Source organism: Enterococcus sp. BWR-S5 (assembly GCF_016745255.1).
Lineage (GTDB): Bacteria > Bacillota > Bacilli > Lactobacillales > Enterococcaceae > Enterococcus_L.
The window spans coordinates 178,592-200,217 of sequence record NZ_JADOEQ010000003.1; the positions used below are offsets into that span (position 1 = coordinate 178,592).

The 21,626-nt window shown below is 40.7% G+C and carries 14 protein-coding genes; 9 read left to right on the forward strand and 5 right to left on the reverse strand.

From position 1 onward, the window contains the following. The first annotated feature begins 8 nt into the window (after nucleotides 1-8). The 8 genes from IW510_RS05735 (at nucleotide 9) to IW510_RS05770 (ending at nucleotide 4,974) form a co-directional block, all read left to right on the forward strand. Entirely contained in the window at nucleotides 9-170 is a 162-nt protein-coding gene (locus IW510_RS05735; RefSeq protein ID WP_202057926.1) for a hypothetical protein, read from the forward strand. Nucleotides 171-227: 57 nt separating this feature from the next. Next, the gene (locus IW510_RS05740; RefSeq protein ID WP_202057729.1) at nucleotides 228-491 is read left to right on the forward strand and encodes a hypothetical protein; all 264 of its coding nucleotides are present in this window, start codon (nucleotides 228-230) and stop codon (nucleotides 489-491) included. A 119-nt stretch (nucleotides 492-610) separates the two neighbouring features. After that, a complete protein-coding gene (locus IW510_RS05745) occupies nucleotides 611-1,786 on the forward strand; it encodes a hypothetical protein (protein WP_202057731.1) in 1,176 nt (391 codons plus the stop codon). Further along, nucleotides 1,776-2,030, forward strand: a complete 255-nt coding sequence (locus IW510_RS05750) for a hypothetical protein (protein WP_202057732.1) — start codon at nucleotides 1,776-1,778, stop codon at nucleotides 2,028-2,030. Before IW510_RS05745 ends, IW510_RS05750 begins: the two co-directional genes overlap by 11 nt. A gap of 106 nt (nucleotides 2,031-2,136) precedes the next feature. Then, nucleotides 2,137-2,850 (forward strand): ATPase, encoded by a 714-nt coding sequence (locus IW510_RS05755; protein WP_202057733.1) that lies wholly within the window; start codon nucleotides 2,137-2,139, stop codon nucleotides 2,848-2,850. A gap of 2 nt (nucleotides 2,851-2,852) precedes the next feature. Then, nucleotides 2,853-3,116 (forward strand): hypothetical protein, encoded by a 264-nt coding sequence (locus tag IW510_RS05760; RefSeq protein ID WP_202057734.1) that lies wholly within the window; start codon nucleotides 2,853-2,855, stop codon nucleotides 3,114-3,116. A gap of 260 nt (nucleotides 3,117-3,376) precedes the next feature. Continuing rightward, nucleotides 3,377-4,501, forward strand: coding sequence for a replication initiation factor domain-containing protein (locus tag IW510_RS05765; protein ID WP_202057737.1), 1,125 nt, complete (start codon nucleotides 3,377-3,379; stop codon nucleotides 4,499-4,501). A 278-nt stretch (nucleotides 4,502-4,779) separates the two neighbouring features. Next, nucleotides 4,780-4,974, forward strand: a complete 195-nt coding sequence (locus IW510_RS05770; protein ID WP_202057739.1) for a hypothetical protein — start codon at nucleotides 4,780-4,782, stop codon at nucleotides 4,972-4,974. Between the two features lie 442 nt (nucleotides 4,975-5,416). Here IW510_RS05770 and IW510_RS05775 read toward each other — a convergent pair whose 3' ends face one another. Both IW510_RS05775 and IW510_RS05780 read right to left on the reverse strand, forming a co-directional pair. Further along, nucleotides 5,417-5,950: an ATP-binding cassette domain-containing protein gene (locus tag IW510_RS05775; protein WP_202057740.1), complete on the reverse strand. Its 534-nt coding sequence runs from the start codon at nucleotides 5,948-5,950 to the stop codon at nucleotides 5,417-5,419. Nucleotides 5,951-6,061: 111 nt separating this feature from the next. Beyond that, complete coding sequence (locus IW510_RS05780; protein ID WP_202057741.1) at nucleotides 6,062-6,400, reverse strand: DUF3958 family protein; 339 nt, start codon at nucleotides 6,398-6,400, stop codon at nucleotides 6,062-6,064. Nucleotides 6,401-6,789: 389 nt separating this feature from the next. Here IW510_RS05780 and fabI point away from each other — a divergent pair, with 389 nt between their 5' ends. Further along, nucleotides 6,790-7,545: an enoyl-ACP reductase FabI gene (gene fabI / locus IW510_RS05785; RefSeq protein ID WP_202057742.1), complete on the forward strand. Its 756-nt coding sequence runs from the start codon at nucleotides 6,790-6,792 to the stop codon at nucleotides 7,543-7,545. Between the two features lie 68 nt (nucleotides 7,546-7,613). On the opposite strand, the gene IW510_RS05790 is transcribed toward fabI, so the two are convergent. The 3 genes from IW510_RS05790 to IW510_RS05800 form a co-directional block, all read right to left on the reverse strand. Beyond that, nucleotides 7,614-8,618: a 4-hydroxy-3-methylbut-2-enyl diphosphate reductase gene (locus tag IW510_RS05790; protein WP_202057743.1), complete on the reverse strand. Its 1,005-nt coding sequence runs from the start codon at nucleotides 8,616-8,618 to the stop codon at nucleotides 7,614-7,616. Nucleotides 8,619-8,685: 67 nt separating this feature from the next. Continuing rightward, nucleotides 8,686-9,372: a thioesterase II family protein gene (locus tag IW510_RS05795; RefSeq protein WP_202057745.1), complete on the reverse strand. Its 687-nt coding sequence runs from the start codon at nucleotides 9,370-9,372 to the stop codon at nucleotides 8,686-8,688. Nucleotides 9,373-9,463: 91 nt separating this feature from the next. Next, nucleotides 9,464-21,619, reverse strand: coding sequence for a non-ribosomal peptide synthetase (locus IW510_RS05800; RefSeq protein ID WP_202057748.1), 12,156 nt, complete (start codon nucleotides 21,617-21,619; stop codon nucleotides 9,464-9,466). Nucleotides 21,620-21,626: the final 7 nt, after the last annotated feature.

The following is a 21,626-nucleotide window of genomic DNA, read 5'->3' on the forward strand; positions in this document are numbered from 1 at the left end:
GTGTTTAAATGCTAGGAGCCATTATTACTGCTGAAATGTTTGAGCCTGTTGTTACAGGTATTACATCAATCGTACCTATTGCCGTTGGTGTCGGTGCTTCAATCATGGCAGTGTCATTCGTTGCTGAAAAAGGTTTTGCCCTAATCAAAGGCTTTATCAATCGAGCTTAATTTATTAGTGGGCTAGAGTTTAGGCTCTAGCCTTTTTTCTTTGGAAAGGAGAATCACATGAAAGCATTCAAGAAAATTATGATAGGACTACTTTTATTGGTAGTTGTGGTATTTATCCCTTTTTTCGAACTTCTGGCTTCATTGTTGCTGAGGCTAACAGTATTGACGGTAATATTCGCTATTTGTCTGTATCTTCTGAGAGCGGTATATCTAGCGTTCAAAGCGATTCAGAACCGAGATACTATTACACTACGGAAGTTATTCAATATCGAGCGTCGGGGACGGAGAATGACGACGAAGGGGGATTCTGGAGCGGAATAATAGACTCATTATTAGATTCGCTGTTCAATTTTTTCGACAAGTTATTTTATGACTTCGGGAAGAATATAGAAGATTTTATCAGTCGGCAGTGGTTAAGCTTTGAAGTGAGTCTAACGACTATGTTTTCCAGTCAAGCTGACATTTTAAGGGCGTTACTTGTTGAAGCGAAGTTACTTGTGACTAAGCACAATGAACTATATTACGTTTTATCCACTTTATCGAATAATTTTAGTAGTTATTCAAAAGCATTCACAAGCTTCTCTGATTTCATGCAGGGAGCGACTTCTACAGGTATGTTTTATTGGGTTAGAAAGACCAGTCAGGACTTATCAACGTATGCAACGAGCTTTGGCAGCTATTCCAGTTTTATGCAGGGAACGACTTCTACAGGTATGTTTTATTGGGTTAGAAAGACTAGTCAAGACCTTTCATCGTATGCAACCAGTTTTACGAACTTTTCTAATTTTATGCAAGGGACGACAAGTACAGGCATGTTCTATTGGATAAAACAAATGGGTCAAGATTTGAGCAGTTTATCTAGCTCTTTCAAGCTCTATTCTAATTTCATGCAAGGGACTGCGAGTACAGGCATGTTCTACTGGATAAAACAAATAGGTCAAGACTTGAGCGCTTTATTGAGTGCCTTCAAGCTCTATTCTAATTTTGTGCAAGGGACGACAAGTACAGGCTTGTTTTACTGGATAAAACAAATAGCGACGAATACAGGAAATATTACTGGTGGTAATTCAAGTGACATTATAAAAAAGCTGGACGAAATTATAAAAGCCTTAAGAAGTATTGATTTTGGAGATATTTTTCAGAATATTACTAATGAAGCTGGTACTAACATTTGGGACGTTCTAGGGAAATTGGTTGACGGTATTTTTGATTTAAGCGGAGAAGTCATAAAAGCAACTGCGGAGATTATTGAAACATTATCTAATTTGCTTCTGGAGCTTTCGAAACTTCTTATAAGCCTGATTGTTCCTGAAAATCTTGACTTTTTAGACGACGGTTTTAGTGATATAAGTGATAAATTCACTGGTAAATTTTCATTCATTTTAGATTTAAGCGGGCAGATAAAATCAGCTTTCACACCTACAGAAACAGATTTTCTAAACGCTGTAAGCTTTGAGTTCATGGGTGTGAGTTTCGACGCAAACGAAGGAAAGCCGGCACTTGATAAATATGTTCCGAAGTTTCGTGCTGTAATCTCACTTTTTATCTGGTTTATTGTTGCGATTTACCTGTATAGAAAACTGACAGGACAGGGGGACCTTATCAATGATAATTGAGTTGTTTTTCAAGCTTATATTTGGTCTTGTTGATTTGTTTCTCTCTTTAATTCCTGCTATAGACTTCAATTTTGAAATGCCTGACACTACTGCCTTTTCTGAGTTCTTAGGGCTTGCTGATTATTTTTTCCCAATCGGCACCATGGTTACTGCTATAGCTGTGCTTCTCGCTGTTCAAAATATCCAATTTATTTTGAAGATTTTCAATTTCATAATAAAGAAAATTCCATTTATAGGGGGATAAGGATCTAAAAATGCAGACCTGCGCGAGCAGGTAAGCATTTTAGACCTTACCAACTATAACGGAAATAGTTTATATAGATTTAAAACTCAAAGAAAGGGGTGTTTGAATGGGAAATGCTCTTAAACTTATTAAATACAAATATATCGATTATAAGCGTTATAGGGGGCTCATAAAGCAGGGGATTCGTCCTTTTAATGAGTTTGGTCTTACGTTGTTTACAGGGCGACAAGGAAGCGGTAAAACCATGAGTATGGTATTTGAAGCTGAACGCCTGAGAGAGAAACATGAAAATATATTTATCTGTTCTAACTTCGGCTATATTCATGCTGATATGGCACTAAAATCTTTAGCCGATATTCCAGAAGCTATTTTGATTGCCAAAGGATTGAAGAAGGCAGGTGTCTTGATTCTTTGGGACGAAATTCAAAATGATTTTGATAGTTTCAGTAAAGTTTCTAGGGACGTTCTCAAAATCGTTACACAACAGCGGAAACAAAAAATAAAGATACTCGGTACTAGCCAAGTATTTACACGTGTTTCCAAGGCTCTGAGAGAACAATGCTTTGAAGTTGTTGAATGTAACACCTTGCTGAAACGTTATACAAAAGCTCGGTTCTACGACGCCGAAGAATATAGTCAAAACATTGATAAACCACGAGAGAAGCGACGTTTGCACCGTATTAGAACATTGAAATTCGTTCAAACTGACGAACTAAGAGAACTCTTTGACAGTTATGCAGTTATTAAGACATTGCAGGAACAGGCAAAAGAAGAAAAGAATAACCCTCGGAATGTTGTCATTATTCAAAACGAGGTGTAATCATGTATACGGAATATGAATATGTCATCGTACATAAGTCGCTGGTTACCGAAATAAATCGATTCGGCCAAAGGTGGCGCACTCAAACATTGCAGTTTCGCTTTCCTGAATCTCGTGAAATTTTCAGCTTAAGCATTGCGAACAAGTACGATATTTCCGAGTTGAAAAAAGGCGATAAGGTCAAGCTGAATCTTCGATTCTTCCAATGTGGGAATGGTGTCCAACAGATACGGTTTTGTGTCAACGGCTTGCTACTTTGTTCGTGATTTAGTCAACACTTGACATTCGACGGTCGGGCGGATTGGGAAGGGACTTCCGAATCTGTCAGGCGGTCGCCTCGTCAAAGCGGTTGCGCTTGACGACGTTAGACAGAACAAAGATAAAATAACAGATTTTTGATTGACCCCCACACATTAACAAGGGGGTCTACAATACATAGTTAGTAGGTACACACCTACAGGCACAAGAGATACAGGGGTTTGTTAATGGCAAGACTACTGCCAAAAAAACATAACGGGGGCTTTTTATGAAAGAGATATCAGCTAAAACAAAAGAAGTTCGCTATATCACACTTGACTTTTTAACTGCTAGTTTCAATTTGGAAATGGACGTTTATGAATTTATCAATGAAATTCTTCATATGAATTTTAGAGACTTCATTTTTGAATCTGGCGGTGTTGGTCGCAAATATCACTATGGAAATACTGCGAAATTCGAACATATCCATGTGTATTATTCTACTCAAGCAGACATTGAGAACGGTATGAACTCAGGTATTACAGTCAATCTTAGCGGTCAAGCTTGCAGACAGTTCGAACTATTTCGGTGGTCTGATAACCGTAAATGGACATGGTATAACACTATCCAAGAATTAGTATCGGCTGGTGCTCGTTTTACTCGTTGTGATATCGCTCAGGACTTCATAAATTCAAGATATACATGGCAGTTTTTACTTGAAAAAATCTATAAGAAAACATTGATTTATCGGGGGAATGTAAAGCGGTATAACAAGATTAACACAAAAACTGGGACAGATTTCAACGCTAGTATTTACATTGGAGACAAGCCACAACAGCTTAATATATACGACAAAAAAGGGGAACGTTTCGACCGAGCCAAAGAAGAGTATGACGTTGAGAATTGGACAAGGTGGGAACTTCGGTTATTTGGAGATAAGGCACATATGGCTGTTTTAGAACTTGCTGACGGTCGGGCGCTTGCGGATCTTTGGGCAGGCATTTTATCTGCCCATTATCGATTTGTTACCCTTACAGGAGATAAAAACCGTTCTCGGCGTGATAATGCAAAGTGGTGGAAAGAGTTTCTAAACGGTGCGAAAGAGACGAAACTACTGATTGAATCTGATAAGCCCACACTTAAGAAAAAAGAAAACTGGTTAGAGAATCATGGACCCGATAAGGCTGAACTAATGTTATATATGCGTGATTTCTTCGTATATGGCGCTGATACTGCCCTTGACACCTTGTTGAAACGTATCCAATCACAAAGAATCAACTTAACAGATTCGGATATTCAAATGTTACTACAGGGAATCATAGAAGAAGCTTCACACGCAAATATAATCATAGATAAACAATCTACAGATAATGTTGTTAAAGAATTGCACAAGTGTCTATTTAATGAATTGTGAAAGGGGTGTAGGACATTGAATGAAGAAGATAATGTACTTGTTTTTATGGGAATAGTTGCGGTATATATATGTTTGTTGTGTTTGAGAATTGTGGAGCTTTCAGCTCAATTATGAAAATCGATTTAAAGTGGCTCGCTTTTATCCTGGATAAAGGTGGGTCACTTGCCACCGGCAAAAGGTGTCTCACTTTCTTCTGAAGGTAAAAGTGGCTCACTTGTTCAGGAGTGGTGACTCACTTTTTGCTGAAGGACTTAGAAAAGAAAAGGACGTGCAAGAGAATGGGTATAAAAAAAGGGAAAACAAGGGCGAATGTTACGCTTTACGATTCATCATGGAAATATTTAGAAAAGCTTGCTGACGAAAAAAACAAGAAATTATATGGTTGGGACAAAAAATGGACAAAAAGCGACGTTATTGAAATGCTGATAGAAAATGATAAGATAATTCGTCGTATTGAAGGAAAGGAATTATAGCCAGTGGACGGAATGCAAAAAGATAGATTTAGAATTGCTCTAGAATTTATTGTAATAGTTTTTTGCGTGGGTGCTGTATTGAGTTTTCTGCTTAGTTTTATTATTTGTAGTGTATAATATACTTAACTAAGAATAGTAAAGGTGGAAATATTTTGGCACGTCTTAGATTTAACAGAAGAAAAGAAACTCCAGCAGAATATCGTGCAAGACGAAAAAAGGACTGGTTCGCTTTGCTGTTCGGGCTTGTTGTAGGGCTTATAGTTCTGCTAGTTCAATTAGTAGCATGGTTTACTGATTGGCTTATCTAGCAAACTCCGCAATAAGTTTAATGCAAAACAGGTTCAAAACTGGTATAAAACAACTTCGTATAATATATATTATGTAAACTAGTAAAAATGATTTTATTCAACTAACCATTTATCACGGGCTGTCGGCTCTCTTGCTATGCCTCTCCTTCTGGTTGCTTTATCTTATCCATAGCAGCATAAAACATATCCAGTTCCTTTTGATTTTTGATGATCCTCAGTTTGTCTTTATAGTTTCTTTCAATACTGTTGAATGCCAGCCGTTTTTTCTTGTCTCGACCTTTGTAAAGAATCCACCAGATAAAGTCCATATCCAGCTTTTCTATACAACCATCAGCCATATCGGGTCTCGTTTTGCCACGATATCTGGCATAGCGTTGAATGACTCTTTTTAGACAGGACAACCGAGGAAAATCCAAGAAAATAATTTGATCTGCTTGCTCTAAACGTTCTTTTTGATAAAGGCTTTGATAATTTCCTTCGATTATCCAGCTTTCGTTCTCCAACTGCTGCTTCACAATAGAAAGAGCTTCTTCCGTGTCTCTTGGCTGCCAACCGGTGTTGAAGTACACCTGATCTAGATGTAAAAGCGGAATCTGCTTCATTTTTGAAAGATATGACGCTAATGTTGATTTACCACAACCGCTATGTCCGATAATCATAATTTTCATATCATTTCTCCTCTCTGTCCACCTGTAACACAAAAAGACAAAACGAATTAGGAACTTCGATCTGTCTCTTAACGCGTACTTATTATACCATTGTTAGAAAGCTGTGTATTATTATTCCTGAAATTTTTTCTTTCGTTCTTCAATAAGTGTTTGCTCTGAATGAATAAACTCTTTTGCTTTTCTTTGCAGATACTCCTTTTTATCTTCCAAATCGGAGAGATTATGTTTATGGAGATACTCTATTTCTTCTTCCATCGATGAAAAATAATGGCTTGTTTTCTTATCCTGGGTTGACTGAATGATATCAGTGAGAAATTCCTCATGCTGCATAGATAATCGTTGATAATCACGCTCCAGTTCTTCTAGCTGCCAACGTTCCTTCCGATTCAATTCCTGATCTATCGACACTTGGGTTAATTTTTGGTTAAGCTGCTCTTCGTTTCCTTCCATAAACTGCAAATAACTCCTCTCTGATAAAATTTTATAGTTCAGATACTTTTTATCTGTAAACTGTCTATTTTCTATAGTTTAATTTATAAGACTATTAGTATCAAGAATATTTTTTCTATTTTAACGTATTTCTCCCCTCTCTCTCGGATCAATTGCTGTACATCAAATATTTTTAGAAAAAACTGTTTAATTTTTATGTAGTTAATCTTTTTAAAAATTGAGACAGTTTATTTTACTGAGGATATGGTATTATTGAGAATAATTATTTTGACAATCAAAGTATTTTATTTAATAATAGTCAATAGAGTCTTCAACAATCGAAGATGCAATTATTATATGACGGAAAAAACAGCATGAATGTTAAAGCCGATTAGGAGGAATAACAGTAGATGGGATTTTTAGATGGTAAAAAAATTGTAATTATGGGTGTAGCCAATAAACGCAGTATTGCTATGGGATGTGCAAATGCTATGCTGGAGCAAGGAGCGGAACTAATCTACACTTATCAAAATGAACGTATGAAAAAATCAGTCGAAAAACTGGTCGATGATGCAGCGTTGCTTATTGAGTGTGATGTGGCTAGTGATGAAAGTATTGCTGCCGCTTTTGAGACAATCGAAAGCAAGGTTGGTAAAATTGATGGTGTCGTTCATTCTGTTGCGTTTGCAAAAAAAGAAGAGCTTTCCGGAAATGTAACGGACATAAGTCGAGATGGCTATGCTTTGGCTCAGGATATCAGCAGCTACTCTCTCCTTGCTGTTTCTAAATATGCATTACCAGTATTAAATGAAAACAGTGCAATTGTCAGCCTTTCATATTTGGGTGCTGTCCGAGCAATTCCTAATTATAATATGATGGGGATTGCTAAAGCGGCGTTGGAGTCTGCTATTCGCTATCTGGCAGCGGAGCTTGCTCCAAAAGGCGTGCGTGTTAATGGTATTTCTGCCGGCGCGATCAAGACATTGGCTGTGACAGGTGTTAAGGATTATCAAAAGCTGATTCAGCTCTCTGAAGACCGTACACCGGATAAAGTCGGTGTTACTATTGAAGAGGTTGGAAATACCTGTGCCTTTCTAATGAGTCCTCTTTCAAGTGGAATTATTGGAGATATTGTTTATGTAGATAAAGGTGTTCATCTAACTTAAGTCTAGGTATAGTTTGAAAAGGGGTTGAGACGTATTAATGTCTCAACCCCTTCTACTATTTTTCTATATTAAGCGTGTACCTGCATATAGCGTTCTCTTAGCTGATCCATCTTACGATCTCTGGATTGGCTGATTTCTTTTGTACTGCCTTTTGGCAAGACTTTATCTGACGTACATTTGCTTTCGCGATCCCAAGTCATTGGGTCTGCGTAATCAAACTGGGTCAGGAAACTAACCGTCTCACGAATTACATATGTTGGTGTAGAGGCTCCGCCGGTCACTCCAACGACATTGACATCCTTCAGCCATTCAATTTTGATATCAGAAATATCTTCAATCAGATGAGCCGGTGTGCCAGTTTGTTCAATCGATACTTGTGCCAAGCGGTTACTATTATTACTTTTCGCATCGCCGACTACAAGCAAAAGATCACAGTCCCCTGCTTGTTCAACGACTGCAGCTTGACGTTCGATTGTCGCACTGCAGATGTCTTTATTGTAAATAGCATTCGGGAATTTCTTCATCAAGTATTCCGTCATCTCTTCTACATCCCACTGACTCATTGTTGTTTCATTCGAGATATACACTTTGTCATTATCAATTTCAATTGCTTCTGCATCCTCAAGAGAGGTGATTAGATGGACTTTCTCAGGATTGATGCCAATTGTTCCTACAGCTTCTGGGTGTCCGGCCATGCCTATATAAAGAACGTCAAAACCGTCATTGACTCTTTGCTCAACAATCTCATGGATGATGGCAACCTCCGGACAAGTCGTATCAACGACAGCCAAGCCTTTAGACGCAGCTATTTCTCTAACCTTGGGTGATACACCGTGTGCGGTGAAGATAACTGTACCGGAATCGATTTTTTCCAGCATCTCTTCCCGGTCCCCTTCCATTACGATGATTCCAGCTTCTTCAAATGCTTTTGCGACAATTGTGTTGTGGACAACATACCCTAATGAGTAGATTGGACGAGGCAAGCTTGTATCCTTCACTACATTTTTTGATAAAACCAGTGCATCAACAACGCCGTAACAGTGCCCTCTTGGTGTAATATTCAGTACATTCATTTAATAAAATCCCCTTTTCTGTTTTGGATAAATTTTTTGTTTCATTTAAATACGTATGAAGTAGGTGCTATATAGCTTTATTAATAATTGCCGCGGTTTCAGTGTTTTCTGTGATAAAGAAGTGACCGCCATCTACTTGAAAGAAGCTGCATTCGGCGGTAGTATAGCTGCGCCAGTCTTCATGATGTTCCAAGGCCTCAGCATCCTCTTTCCCGTTGATTACAATCAGTTCACAATCTATCGGTTCAGGTATCTGTGAAACCAACGAGTTTAATAACCGATAATCCGCTTGAACAATTGGCAGAAACAGCTCTACCAGCTCCGGACTTTCAAAGAACTCTTCAGATGTTGCACCCCCCTTCTTCATTTCAGTTAGAAGTGAAGCTTCATCTGTCGCCGCCAATGTCAAATGCTCAGGCGGCTCCGCTCCACAGATAATAAGGCCTTTCGGGGGAGTTCCGCCGCGTTCAATAATCTTATGGTATAAATGAGGTAAAAGCTCTCCTCCCATACTATGACCAAGAAGATAATAAGGTGCTGCTTGTTGTGTATAGTCCGACAATAGTGAATCGATAGCTTCATAGAGCTCATCTGTCGTCAAGGCACATTCTTCTCCAAAACGCATCCCCCGCCCTGGTAATTCCAAGGGGACGGCAGTAAATCTATTTTTGTCCAGCTTTCCTGCCAGCACATCCGTTACTACAGATGCAGAGCCTCCGGCATAAGGAAGGCAAAGTATGTTGATAACTCCCATTACAAGACCTCCTGTTATAAATTGTTTACACTTTTGTTTATAATGAATCACGCTCGGCGGACAATACCTAAATGTCCGCCGAAGCGAGTGATCATTTCTTTTTCATAGAACGGACAAACTGTTCCAGCTCATAATTAAGTGCTTCTATCAGTTCATCCTCTAATCCACGCTTGCATTCAAGATTTGTTAAAATAATTCGTTCTTTCGTATGAAGAATATTTGCTACTTTGCTGCTGTTGGCATTACCAACCACTTCGTCACTTGCTAATAGCTGACGCTCATCGAACAGACTATTCTCCTGATCGAACATCATCAGGAAGTTCACGATTTGAGTAGGTAAATCAGTCAGGTCTATCCTTTGAACAATATCAGCTGCTCTCGGATAGCTTTGCTGCAATGCCGGATTCTCCATCAGACTTAATAAATGGACATGGTATTTGCTCATATAATCCAGACTTTTGCGACTTGTTTCCGTCAAGGTTTGATTCTGATCCTTCTTGACTGTTAATGGCAGTAAATCGATATAGCTGCCGATTTGCTCTGTAAATTGCTCGTTCCCATAGCTTCTGCCAATCTGAATCATCAAGAGTGGAATATCAATTTCCGGGAATGTATGCTTCAAAGCAGTTAAATATAGGTGTTCAGCTAACATGAAGCCTTCGTCCTCTGCCAAATCATAGTCATTCATCTCATGATGATAGGTAATGCTTGTATAGTCTGTTGCAGCTTTTTCAGTCTGATAGCTTGTTAAGGCTTGATCGAACACTGAAAGTCCTAACGCTTCAACAAGCTCAGACTCTGAAGCTGCTGTAGGTCCTTGCGCTAATAGCTGGGTATAGCTTTCGTAACAAGCAATTTCAGCTGGTTTAGGCTGCTCCATGGCTAACAACTCATAAAATCTTGCATTCAACACTTCACTGCTGAAACCGTCAAAGGTTAAATGTGACACAGGAAGCAGGACTTCGTATTGCTGTTCATCCATCTTAACTACTACCAAATGATGTGTCAGATTCTTATGAAGAGGGTATTCAGGCTTACTGTAACATTCAATCTGTGCTTCGACTTTTTTGAGATAGTCCGCTCTGTTCCTCTGGTTATAAACAGATAAATCAATAAATGGAATTGTTTCAACTGACTTTTTATCAAAGCGTGTCATTGTTTGCTGTTCCAAATTGATTTGAGTGCGCAGCATCTCCTGTTCTTGCAGTAATGCGTTCCAAATGGCAAGAAATTCCTGTTTGCGCCAAGGACGTGCTACCTGAATACGACCAAATGATCCCATAACCTCCATCGTGTGTAACGCTTTTTGAGAGGCAGATAATGGTACTGTTCCAACAGCTTTTGCTGAGAGTATTTCATTGCTATACTGCTCAATTTCTTTTTGTGCATGCTCTAGCTGTTCATCAATTGATTTTGCTGTGTTGGCGTTCAATTCCTCAACATCATTGTTTGATGAAACCACCTGAACGGTTTCCTGTTGACTGCTTGTAATTTTACTGCCAAGCTCCTTCACTGTTCGATACTGGAAGATATCTCTAACGGAAAGCTTTATTTGCTTCTTGGTTAGCAATGACAGAATACTGATGGCCTTAATGGAATCTCCTCCAAGCTCGAAGAAATCATCTGTTCTTCCTACTTGAGCTAATCCCAGTACCTTTTCAAACATTTCCGCCAGCATCTTCTCATTGTCTCCAACGGGGGCTTCATACTGTCTGTCGGTTTTCAATTCTATCTGTGGAAGACTTCGTTTATCCACTTTACCTGTCGCAGTAACAGGGATAGAGGTCAATTGCATCATATATGGCGGAACCATATAATCAGGAAGCTCTGCTCGTACTGCTTCTCGCAATTGAGAGAGATTTAATTCCTCTTGGCTGACCATGTACGCATGAATCGCTGATTCTCCGGTATGATCCGGCTTGACGACTACTGCTGCATTTTGAATCTGTTTTTGCTTGCGAAGAACACTTTCTATTTCGCCCAGCTCCACTCTCTGACCTCGGATTTTCACTTGATCATCGATTCGGCCCATGTATTCCAGTACGCCGTTTGGCAGCCAGCGTACTAAATCTCCTGCATGATACAGTTGACCTGAACCGAATGGATTTGGTACAAATTTTTCTGCAGTCAGCTCCGGTCTGTTCATATACCCTCGACCAAGATTTTCTCCTGTAATACACAGCTCGCCCGGCATACCAACACCACAAAGTCTTCCTTCATTCATTACATAAATTTGGTTGTTTGGTACGGGTTTACCTAGTGGAATATAACTGCTATCTGTGACTTCATGGGTCACAATTAAAACTGTCGCTTCTGTTGGTCCGCACATGTTGAAGATTCGTGCATTTGTATGTCTGCGCATCTGTTCATACAGGCTGCCGGGGAAGACTTCTCCACCTAAAACAATCGTTGTAAGATGTCTCATATAGCTGCAGTTCTCTTCATCCATCATAAACATTTTCATTTTAGACGGTGTCGTAACCATTAAGTTTGCTTGGCTTTCTTCCATTAACTCAGCCAGTAACGCTTGATTTTCCTGTTGTTCTTCATCGGCTAATACAATCTTCATCTGATTCAAGAGTGGTAAGAAACTTTCCTTGATAAATACATCAAAGCAGTAAGTTGTTACCGAAACAAAGGTTGGTTCCGGACGACTCATCATGGAATCTCCGAAAGCCATTTTCCCGGTACAGTAATTGACAATATTACGATGCTCCAACATTGCGCCTTTCGGTTTTCCTGTTGTGCCCGAAGTATAGAGACAACAGAACAAATCAGTTGGCTTATTGACCGTTGGCAGGTTTACATCTGGTAATTGCGTCAATTCTGAATTCTTGTAAAGGTCAATCACCGGAATGCCTGTAGTGATTGGCAGTGTTGTGTGGGCAGTCAAAACAGCTTTTGGCTGACTATCCTCCAGCATGTATTGTATTCGGTCTTCCGGATAACTAGGATCAATTGGTACATAGGCACCACCCGCCTTGATAACCCCTAACATCGCAACTAAGAGTTCTACGCTGCGAGCGGTGAATAAGGCAATACGATCATCTGGTTGAAGCCCCATTTGGCGGAGTTTCACAGCCAATTGATTCGCTTGTTGATTTAAGGTCTGGTATGAAACCTCTTCTCCTCTGAAAATCAACGCTGTTTTTTGCGGTGTTTTCTCCACTTCTGCTTCAAAAAGCTCCACGACTGTTTTTCCTTTTGCATAAGGTATTTCAGTATTGTTGAAATCTACCATGACGAGCTGTTTTTCTTCTTCATCTAGCAGATTCACTTGGCTCAACTGCTGTTCCGGATGGTTGATTATTACTTGAACAAGCTGTTTCATTCGTTTTAAGAGTAACTGAATTTCTTCACTCTTATAAATCGTCGGATCATACAGAATTTCAATCGTTAACTGTTCATTCATGAAGGCCTTCACAGTAATTGGGTAATTTGTCTGTTCTCGGACAGCTTTTGTTTCAAAGGCCGTGCCCTGCTCCACAGATTTACGGACATTTTCGTCAATGTAATAATTTTCAAAGATAAACAGCGTTTTGAAAAGCTCAGAGCCCAAACTGCTCTGCTGCTGAACCTCCGCTAGTGGTAAGTAGTCAAAGCTGCTGCTGTCAATCGATTGTTGTTGAATCCCTTTTAATAGCTCAATAATCGATTGATCCTTTTCGTTGGTTACACGTACAGGAATTGTGTTAATGAACAAGCCTACTGCTTTTTCGATATCCGTCAGCGGCGCATTTCTTCCGGAAACAACTTTTCCGAAAACGGCGTCCTTCGTGTGATTTAGCTGGTGCAGCGTCAGCCCCCAGGCGGTTTCAAGGATACTGCTCATCGTCAGCTGGTTCTTGACAGAAAGCTCAACCAGTCCCCTACTCTCTTCTTCTGTCAACTGAGTATGTGCATCTGCTACCTGTTCATCTGTCGCTTCCCTCTCACCTAACATCGGTACAAGCTCCGCAGTCTCAGAATAATCCACCAGCAACTCCTGCCAATAACCGAGCGCCTCTTCCTTATCCTGTGCTTGCTGCCATTGAATGTACTGTTGGTAATCCGGCAGCTGTGTCTCCTCTGCCCTCGCCTTTTCAGCAATAGCTTTACTACTCATTCCTTCTGCCAGCTTCTGGTAATTTTCCATAAAATCTTTAAACAAAATTGGGAAACACCAACCGTCCAGGATGATATGATGGGCACTCCAAATCAACAACGTTTCGCTTTCAGTACGCTGAATGGTTAGACGGACCAATGAGTCTTTGTCAAAATCAAAGCCGCGCTCTACATCAGCTTCAATCGTGTCAATCTCTTGCAGTTCAACAGATTGTGTTAAATCAACAACTGCTGTTTCCAGCTCCATCGTCCTCATCACTGCTTGAACAGGAGTAATTAAATCCTTAAATAAGATTTTTGTTCGTAAGACAGGATATTTGTATTGCAGCAGTCTAAAGCTCTCAAGTAGTAGCTCCGTATCTGCCGCAACCGTTAAACGAAGAATCTGTTGCATGAAATACTCTCCGGAACGGTTATTTTTCAGGCGATGATATAGAATACCGGATTGCATCGGACTTAATGGATAAATAGCTTCAGCTTCCTCCAACGGTAACTGTTGTTGCAATTGGTTGAATTCTTCTACCGGTATATTCAAGCTGAAATCTGAAGCAGTCAATACAGGCTCTTTTTGAGCGAAGCAATGTGTTGCCAGCTCCTGCAGCTGCTTCTTGAAGTTTTCACAAAAATCATTGATTGCCTTCTCGGAATATTTATCCGCATCATAGATAATCGCTGCCTGTAGTTGCTTCGAAATGATGGAACAGTTGATGGTTAATGGCTGTTCCATCTTATTATTTTCAGCAATATTAGTCCCTGTACTGTAGCTGGATGGTTGGAAGAAATCATTGGCCGCCTGTGAGTTGTTGCCTAGATAATTAAAGGCCACTTCTGTGCGTATGTTCGGCAGCTCATACTGACTGTTGTACTTGATAACTCCATAACCCAATCCATTATTCGGAATTTTTCGTACTGCTTCTTTGGTTTGAACAATTGTTTCTGTCAACTCCGGATAGTCTGTTAAGACAAATGGATAGAGACTTGTGAACCAACCAACTGTGCGGTCAATTGCAGGGAAATCCTGAAGCTTTTCCCGTCCATGGCTTTCTAATTGGATACTGATTTTTTCTTTACCTAAAAGCTGTGCAGCTGCGCGACTCAACCCACTAAGCAACAGCTCCGTGATTTCTGTCCCATAAGCCTTTCCTGCTTGATAAAGAAGGATATCTGTTACCTTCTGATCCAACGCTAAACTAGCTTCTTTATAGGTTGAATTCCCTTCCGTCGTCTGTTCGGTTTCAGTTCCAGCTTCATTGATTTCATCGGAAATACCTTGCCAGAAATGAACTTCATTTTTTAACTCTCTGTTTTGAGCATACTCTTCTAAAGTAACTGCCCATTGGTTAAAGGAAGCCGTCTTTTCAGGAAGAGCAATTGCTTGCCCTTGTACTAGCTGCTGATAGCTTACTGCCAAATCTTCCAAAATAATCTGCCACGACACTGCATCAATCACTAGATGATGCACACAGATAAAGAGATGATCTGCATCGCTTAAGCGATAAAGAATAGCTTTTACAAGCGGTCCCTTCTCAAGGCTCATACTCGATTGGATGCGGTTATTTCCGTCAATAATCTTCTCTTCAACGGATGTTTCCTGCTGCCAATCGACAAATTGAAATTCCGATTGTGCACTTTCCTCGGTACTTAAAATAGTTTGCTGTCTCTCTTGATATACACCTCTCAGTTGATCGTGCTGACGAACAACCTGATTGATTGCCTTCTTCAGAAATCCTTTATCCAACCGTTCGGCAGACTTCAACATCAAGGATTGGTTAAAATGCTCTGGGTGTTTATAGCCTGTGTTAAAGAAATGCTTCTGTACAGGGGTCAGCGCTGCTGCTCCGTTTACCTCGCCTTGCTCATACGTGACAACTGCTGCTGTTCCGATCCGTAAGGCAATTGATTGAATGGTATAAAGCTGCATGATATCCTTTACGCTAACTTCATAACCCTTTTCTCTCATCTTAGATACAGCACGTATTGCTTTGATTGAATCCCCACCAAGCTCAAAGAAGCTGTCTGTGATACCAATTGGAGATACAGCTAAAACCTCTTCAAAAACAGAAACAAGAGAATGCTCAATCTCATTACTTGGCGAAACATAGTCACGCTCAGTTGAAATTTCTATTTGTGGTAATCGGCGCTTGTCTACTTTACCAGTTGATGTAACGGGAATTTCCTCAAGCTGCATCATATATGGAGGTACCATAAAGTCTGGCAGTTCTTGTCGCAATACTTCTCTTAATGCTGACAAGTCCAGTGCTGTCTGGCTAACCAAGTAAGCGTGAATGGCTGGCTCTTCTGTGTGATCTGGTTTTACGATAACAGCAGCATTATTGATATCTGGTTGTCTACGCAGTACACTCTCGATTTCACCAAGCTCTACTCGTAAGCCGCGGATTTTCACTTGTTCGTCAATTCGTCCTAGGTATTCCAAGTCTCCGTTTGGCAACCAGCGTACTAAATCTCCGGCATGATAGAGCTGTCCGGGACCGTACGGATTCGGAACAAATTTTTCTGCTGTCAATTCCGGGCGTTTCATATAGCCACGACCAAGATTTTCTCCGGCAATACAGAGCTCACCCGGCATCCCTACTCCACAAAGCTCGCCTTGATCTACTACATATATTTGATTATTTGGTACAGGCTTTCCTAAAGGAATATAGCTGCTGTCAGTTACCTCATGTGTCACGATTAGAACGGTTGCTTCCGTCGGACCACACATATTGAAAATTCGTGCATCCGTGTGTCTGCGCATTTGCTCATAGAGACTTCCGGGAAACACTTCTCCGCCTAAGATAATGGTGGTGAAATGACGCATGAATGTACAATTTGTTTCATCCATCATAAACATCTTCATTTTAGATGGCGTTGTTACCAGTAAATTCGCTTGGTGCTTCTCCACCAATTGAGCCAATAATTGCTGACTTTCCTGTTCTTCTTCATCTGCCAACACAATTTTGATTTGATTCAGAAGCGGTAAGAAACTCTCCTTGATAAAGATATCAAAGCAGTAGGTCGTCACTGAAACAAAGGTCGGGTTCGGATGACTAAGGAAGGAATCGCCAAAGGCCATTTTCCCAGTACAATAATTCACGATATTGCGATGCTCCAACATAACTCCTTTTGGCTTGCCGGTTGTTCCGGAAGTATACAGACAACAGAATAAATCTGTTGGTGTGTTTACTGTCGGCAAATTACCTAGCTCAGGCAGTTCCTTATCTGCATGCGGAGCTGTGACTTCGATAACTGGAATATCTACATCAAGCGGCAGCTCTCTGTGAGCTGTCAGAACGGCTTTTGCTTCACTATCCTCCAGCATATAGTGGATTCTCTCTTCCGGATAGCTTGGGTCGATTGGCACATAAGCCCCTCCGGCTTTGATGACTCCCAACATTGCGACTAAAAGCTCTACGCTTCGAGCCGTGAAAAGTGCGACACGATCATCCGGCTTAACTCCAATGGAACGTAAGTACCAAGCGAGACAATTTGCCCGCTGGTTCAGCTCGTGATAAGTGACCTGCTGATCTTTGAAAACAACAGCTACTTTATCTGGCGTCTGAGCCGCCTGAGCTTCAAAAAGCTCAACCATGGTTTTGCCTTTTTCTGAAGGTGTTTCTGTATTGTTGAATTCTTGAAGAACCAACTGTTGTTCTCCAAGTGGTGCTGCCTGAAGTGAACGAATTGGGCGCTGCGCCTGATGAACAACCTCATGCAACAATTGCTCGTAATGGGCAATCATGTAGTGAACAGAGTCTTCATTGAACAAATCAGTGGCATATTCCACACTCAATTCATAGCCCTCATTTTTTTCAATTAAATTGAAGGTTAAGTCAAACTTTGCAGCAGGATGATTCAGTGTTAACTCTTCCACGGTGATATCCTGTAAATTGAAATTGGCTGCTTCATTGTTCTGCAAAACAAACATAACATCAAATAATGGGTTTCTTGAGAAGTCTCTGGCTAATGATAAGTCTTCAACGACCTCTTCAAATGGATATTCTTGGTGCTCATAAGCCTTTAAGCTCTCGTCTTTGATTTCTCGCAGAAAAGTGTCAAAGGATTTTTCAGGTGTTGGTTTTCCTCGCATCGCCAGTGTATTAACAAACATACCAAGAATTTTTTCGGTATCTTTATGTGTCCGTCCGGAAATTGATGTACCAACAATGATATCCTCTTGGCGACTGTGCTTATGAAGCAGTAACATACAAACAGAGAGTAGAACCATATACTCTGTTGCCCCGTATTTCTGAGCTAGTTCCATAACCCCTTGTTTCAGCTCCGGTACCAATATTTTTTTCAGCATTGCCCCACGATAGGTTGGCTGAAGCGGTCTTGGATGGTCTAATGGTAAATCGAGAACAGGCAGTTCATCATTAAAATGCTCCGTCCAGAATTTCTTTTGTTCTTGCAGGTCTTTCGCAGCAAACCACTGACTGTAGTCCTTATAGGAAGCTGTCTGAGCAGGGAGCTCCAAGGTTGAGTCTGCATAAAGACTCGAAAATTCTTCGAAAAGCTGACTGATTGAGATTGCATCTGCAATGATATGATGAATGTCAAAGAACAGCACATGTGTATTCTCGCTAAATGTAAGTAGCTTGATTCTCATTAAAGGTGCTTGAGATAAATCGAATGGTTGAACAAAAAGATTGAATAAATGCGAAAGTTCCTCTAATGAATGGCTTGTTTCATGGGTAAACGTTACATCTGCTTGCTCATGTATTTTTTGAACTGCTTCACCTTCAATTGTATGGAAGCTGGTTCTCAGGATTTCATGTCGCTGTACAATTTTTTCAAAGGTCGTTTTCATTTTGAGAATATCCAAAGCTCCCTCAAAACGAATAGCTGCCGGTAAATTATAGGCAACGCCTAAATCATTCAGCTCGTTCATCACATAAATCCTTCGTTGTGCAGAAGACATTGGGTAATAATCCAGCTCTTCTGCTTTAGGGATTGGTTGATAGGCTGTCTGCTGTTTTTGTTCTTGGACAATCTCACTTAGCTGTTCCACTGTCGGTGCACTGAACAGCATACGTAAAGGTAAGCGAACAGCCGTTGCCGCCTCCAGCTTGTTGATAACCTGAGTCGCACGAAGTGAATGACCACCTATTTCAAAGAAGTTGTCAGTGATGCTAACCTCTTCGGTATTCAATACTTCCGCAAAGATATCCGCGATAATATGCTGAAGCTCGTTAACAGGTGCTACACGTACTTTCTCATCTGAATTTGTTTGAATCTCAGGGAGCTCTCGTCGATTGACTTTTCCGGTTGCTGTTACCGGAATATGTTCAATCTGCATCATATATGGCGGTATCATGAACTCAGGCAGCTCTTCTCTCAAGATATCGCGCATGTGCTGCAAATCAATTGCTTGATCAGAAACAACATAGGCATGGATTGCTCGATCCCCATTACGATCATTTTTTACGATTACAGCCGCATTGCTGATAGCTTCTTGTTTGCGCAACACGCTTTCAATCTCACCTAGCTCCACACGAAATCCACGAATTTTGACCTGTTCATCAATTCGACCTAGGTATTCCAAATCACCATTCGGCAGCCAGCGAACCAAGTCTCCGGCATGATACAGTTGGCCTGAACCAAACGGATTGGGGACAAATTTTTCTGCTGTCAGCTCAGGCCGTTTCATATAACCACGACCAAGGTTTTCTCCGCTGATACAAAGCTCACCAGGTATTCCCACACCACAAAGTACATCTTCATTCATGACATAGATTTGATTATTCGGCACCGGTTTTCCTAGTGGGATATAGCCGCTGTCCGTTACTTCATGGGTCACAATTAAAACCGTTGCTTCGGTTGGACCACACATATTGAAGATGCGTGCATCTGTATTCTCACGCATTTGTTCATACAACGTACCTGGAAATACTTCTCCTCCAAGGATAATTGTAGTGAGGTGACGCATATAGTCGCAATTGGCTTCGTCCATCATAAACATCTTCATTTTAGAAGGCGTTGTGACCAGCAAATTGGCCTGATGCTTTTCTATCAGCTGTGCCAGCAAATATTGGCTTTCCTGTTCCTCTTCATCTGCCAGTACGATTTTTATCTGATTCAAAAGCGGTAAAAAGCTTTCCTTAATAAAGATATCAAAGCAATACGTCGTCACAGAAACAAAGGTTGGGTTCGGATGACTAAGGAAAGAATCGCCAAAAGCCATTTTTCCGGTACAATAGTTTACGATATTGCGGTGCTCCAGCATAACCCCCTTCGGTTTACCTGTTGTTCCTGATGTATAGAGACAACAGAACAAATCTGTCGGCTTATTCACAGTTGGAAGATTGGAAATATCGACCGCATACTTCTCTTTGTTCGCTGCCACATCAATAATAGGCAACGCAGTTTCTAAAGGAAAGTCACGATGTGCAGTTAGAACGGCTTTCGCTTCACTGTCCTCCATCATGTACTGGATGCGTTCCTCCGGAAATGTTGGATCAATCGGAACATAGGCGCCGCCAGCCTTGATAACACCCAACATCGCCACCAAAAGCTCTACGCTTCGAGCGGTAAATAAGGCCACTCGGTCATCTGGTTGAATGCCTAGCTCTCGAAGCTCGACCGCCAACTGATTGGCACGCTGGTTTAGTTCGTGATAAGTAACCTGCTCATCTTTAAAAATCACAGCGACTTTTTCGGGCGTTTTCTCAACCTCTGATTCAAACAGCTCTACCATCGTTTTGCCTTTTTTCCAAGGTTTTTCTGTCTCATTAAAGGTATAAAGAACCTTTTGTTTTTCGGGTTCTGTCAAATAGCTCATGTGAGTAATTTCTTGTCCAGGTCGTAGTGCCGTTTCAATCAAAATCATTTTGAAGGTTTCAAGCAGCTGCTTCATTTCTTCACTGCCATACATCCTTGGATTATAAAGTGCTTCTAAGCTTAGAGAATGCGTGTCCGCAGAATGGTACACCTTCATCGCTAATGGATAATTTGTTTGTTCCCGCATTGAATCGGGGACAACATCAATGTCTGTCATTGTTTCTTTGAATGAATCAGCATCAAAATAGTTTTCATACATCAGCAATGTTTTAAACAAATCACTGCCTAGTTCACTTTGCTGCTGCACATCTGCTAAGGAGAAGTAATCGAAATTACTACTTGTTGTCGCTTGCTGCTGCATTGTTTGAAGCAGCTGCGCCGGTGTTTTCTGGTTTCGTGCATCCACTCTGACAGGAATTGTATTGATAAATAATCCAACCGCTTCTTCAATACCTTTTAACGGCGCATTTCTTCCGGAAACTATTTTTCCGAACACAACATCATCTGTCCAATTGTATTTTTGCAGTGTAATTCCCCAAGCAGTTTCCATGAGCGAACTCATGGTGATCTGCATAGAGAGTGTCGCTTGATGAAGCTCCTGACAAATCTTTTCATCAAGCGTAATTTTTTCAGTTCGAACCTGCTGTGGATCAGTCGAATCTCCGGTGTACATCGGGCGGATTTCGGCAACCTCTGAATAGTCCGTCAAGGTTTCTTTCCAATAGTCCATACCTAGTGAGAGGTCCTGTTGTTTTTGCCAATCAACATACTCCTTGAAAGAAAAAATGGTTGTCTTTTCCTGTTCCGCCTCTGCTTTAAGGTCTTCAAACGATTTACCTGAAAGCAGTGCGTTGTAATAGTGAATAAAATCTTTGAACAGGATTGAAAAACACCAGCCATCGAGAATAATATGATGCGCACTCCAAATCATCACTGTCTTTTTCTCACTCAATCGAACAAAGCTCACTCGAAGCAATGAATCTCGTTCCAAATCGAAACCTCGTGCAACATCCTTTTCCTTAATTGTTTCCAAGCGTTGTTCCTGTGCTTTGGGCTCGTAAGCACGTAGGTCAATCACAGTTGTTTCCTGTTCTTTTTCATTTAAAACAATTTGTCTGGGCTTCGCCGTTTTTCTATAGAGAAAAATGGTTCGTAAGCTTTCGTACTTCCTGTTTAACAGCTGAATCCCGGCCGTTAACTGTTCTTCATCAATTGTCCCGTTCAATTGAAAGCTTTGCTGTAGAAAATACTCACTGGATGCTTCATCTAATAGCTTGTGATAAATCATTCCAGATTGCATCGCTGTTAAATCGTATATACCTGCAACGTTTTTGTTGATTGTCCGCTGCTTCATTTTTTGTACCATGAGCAAT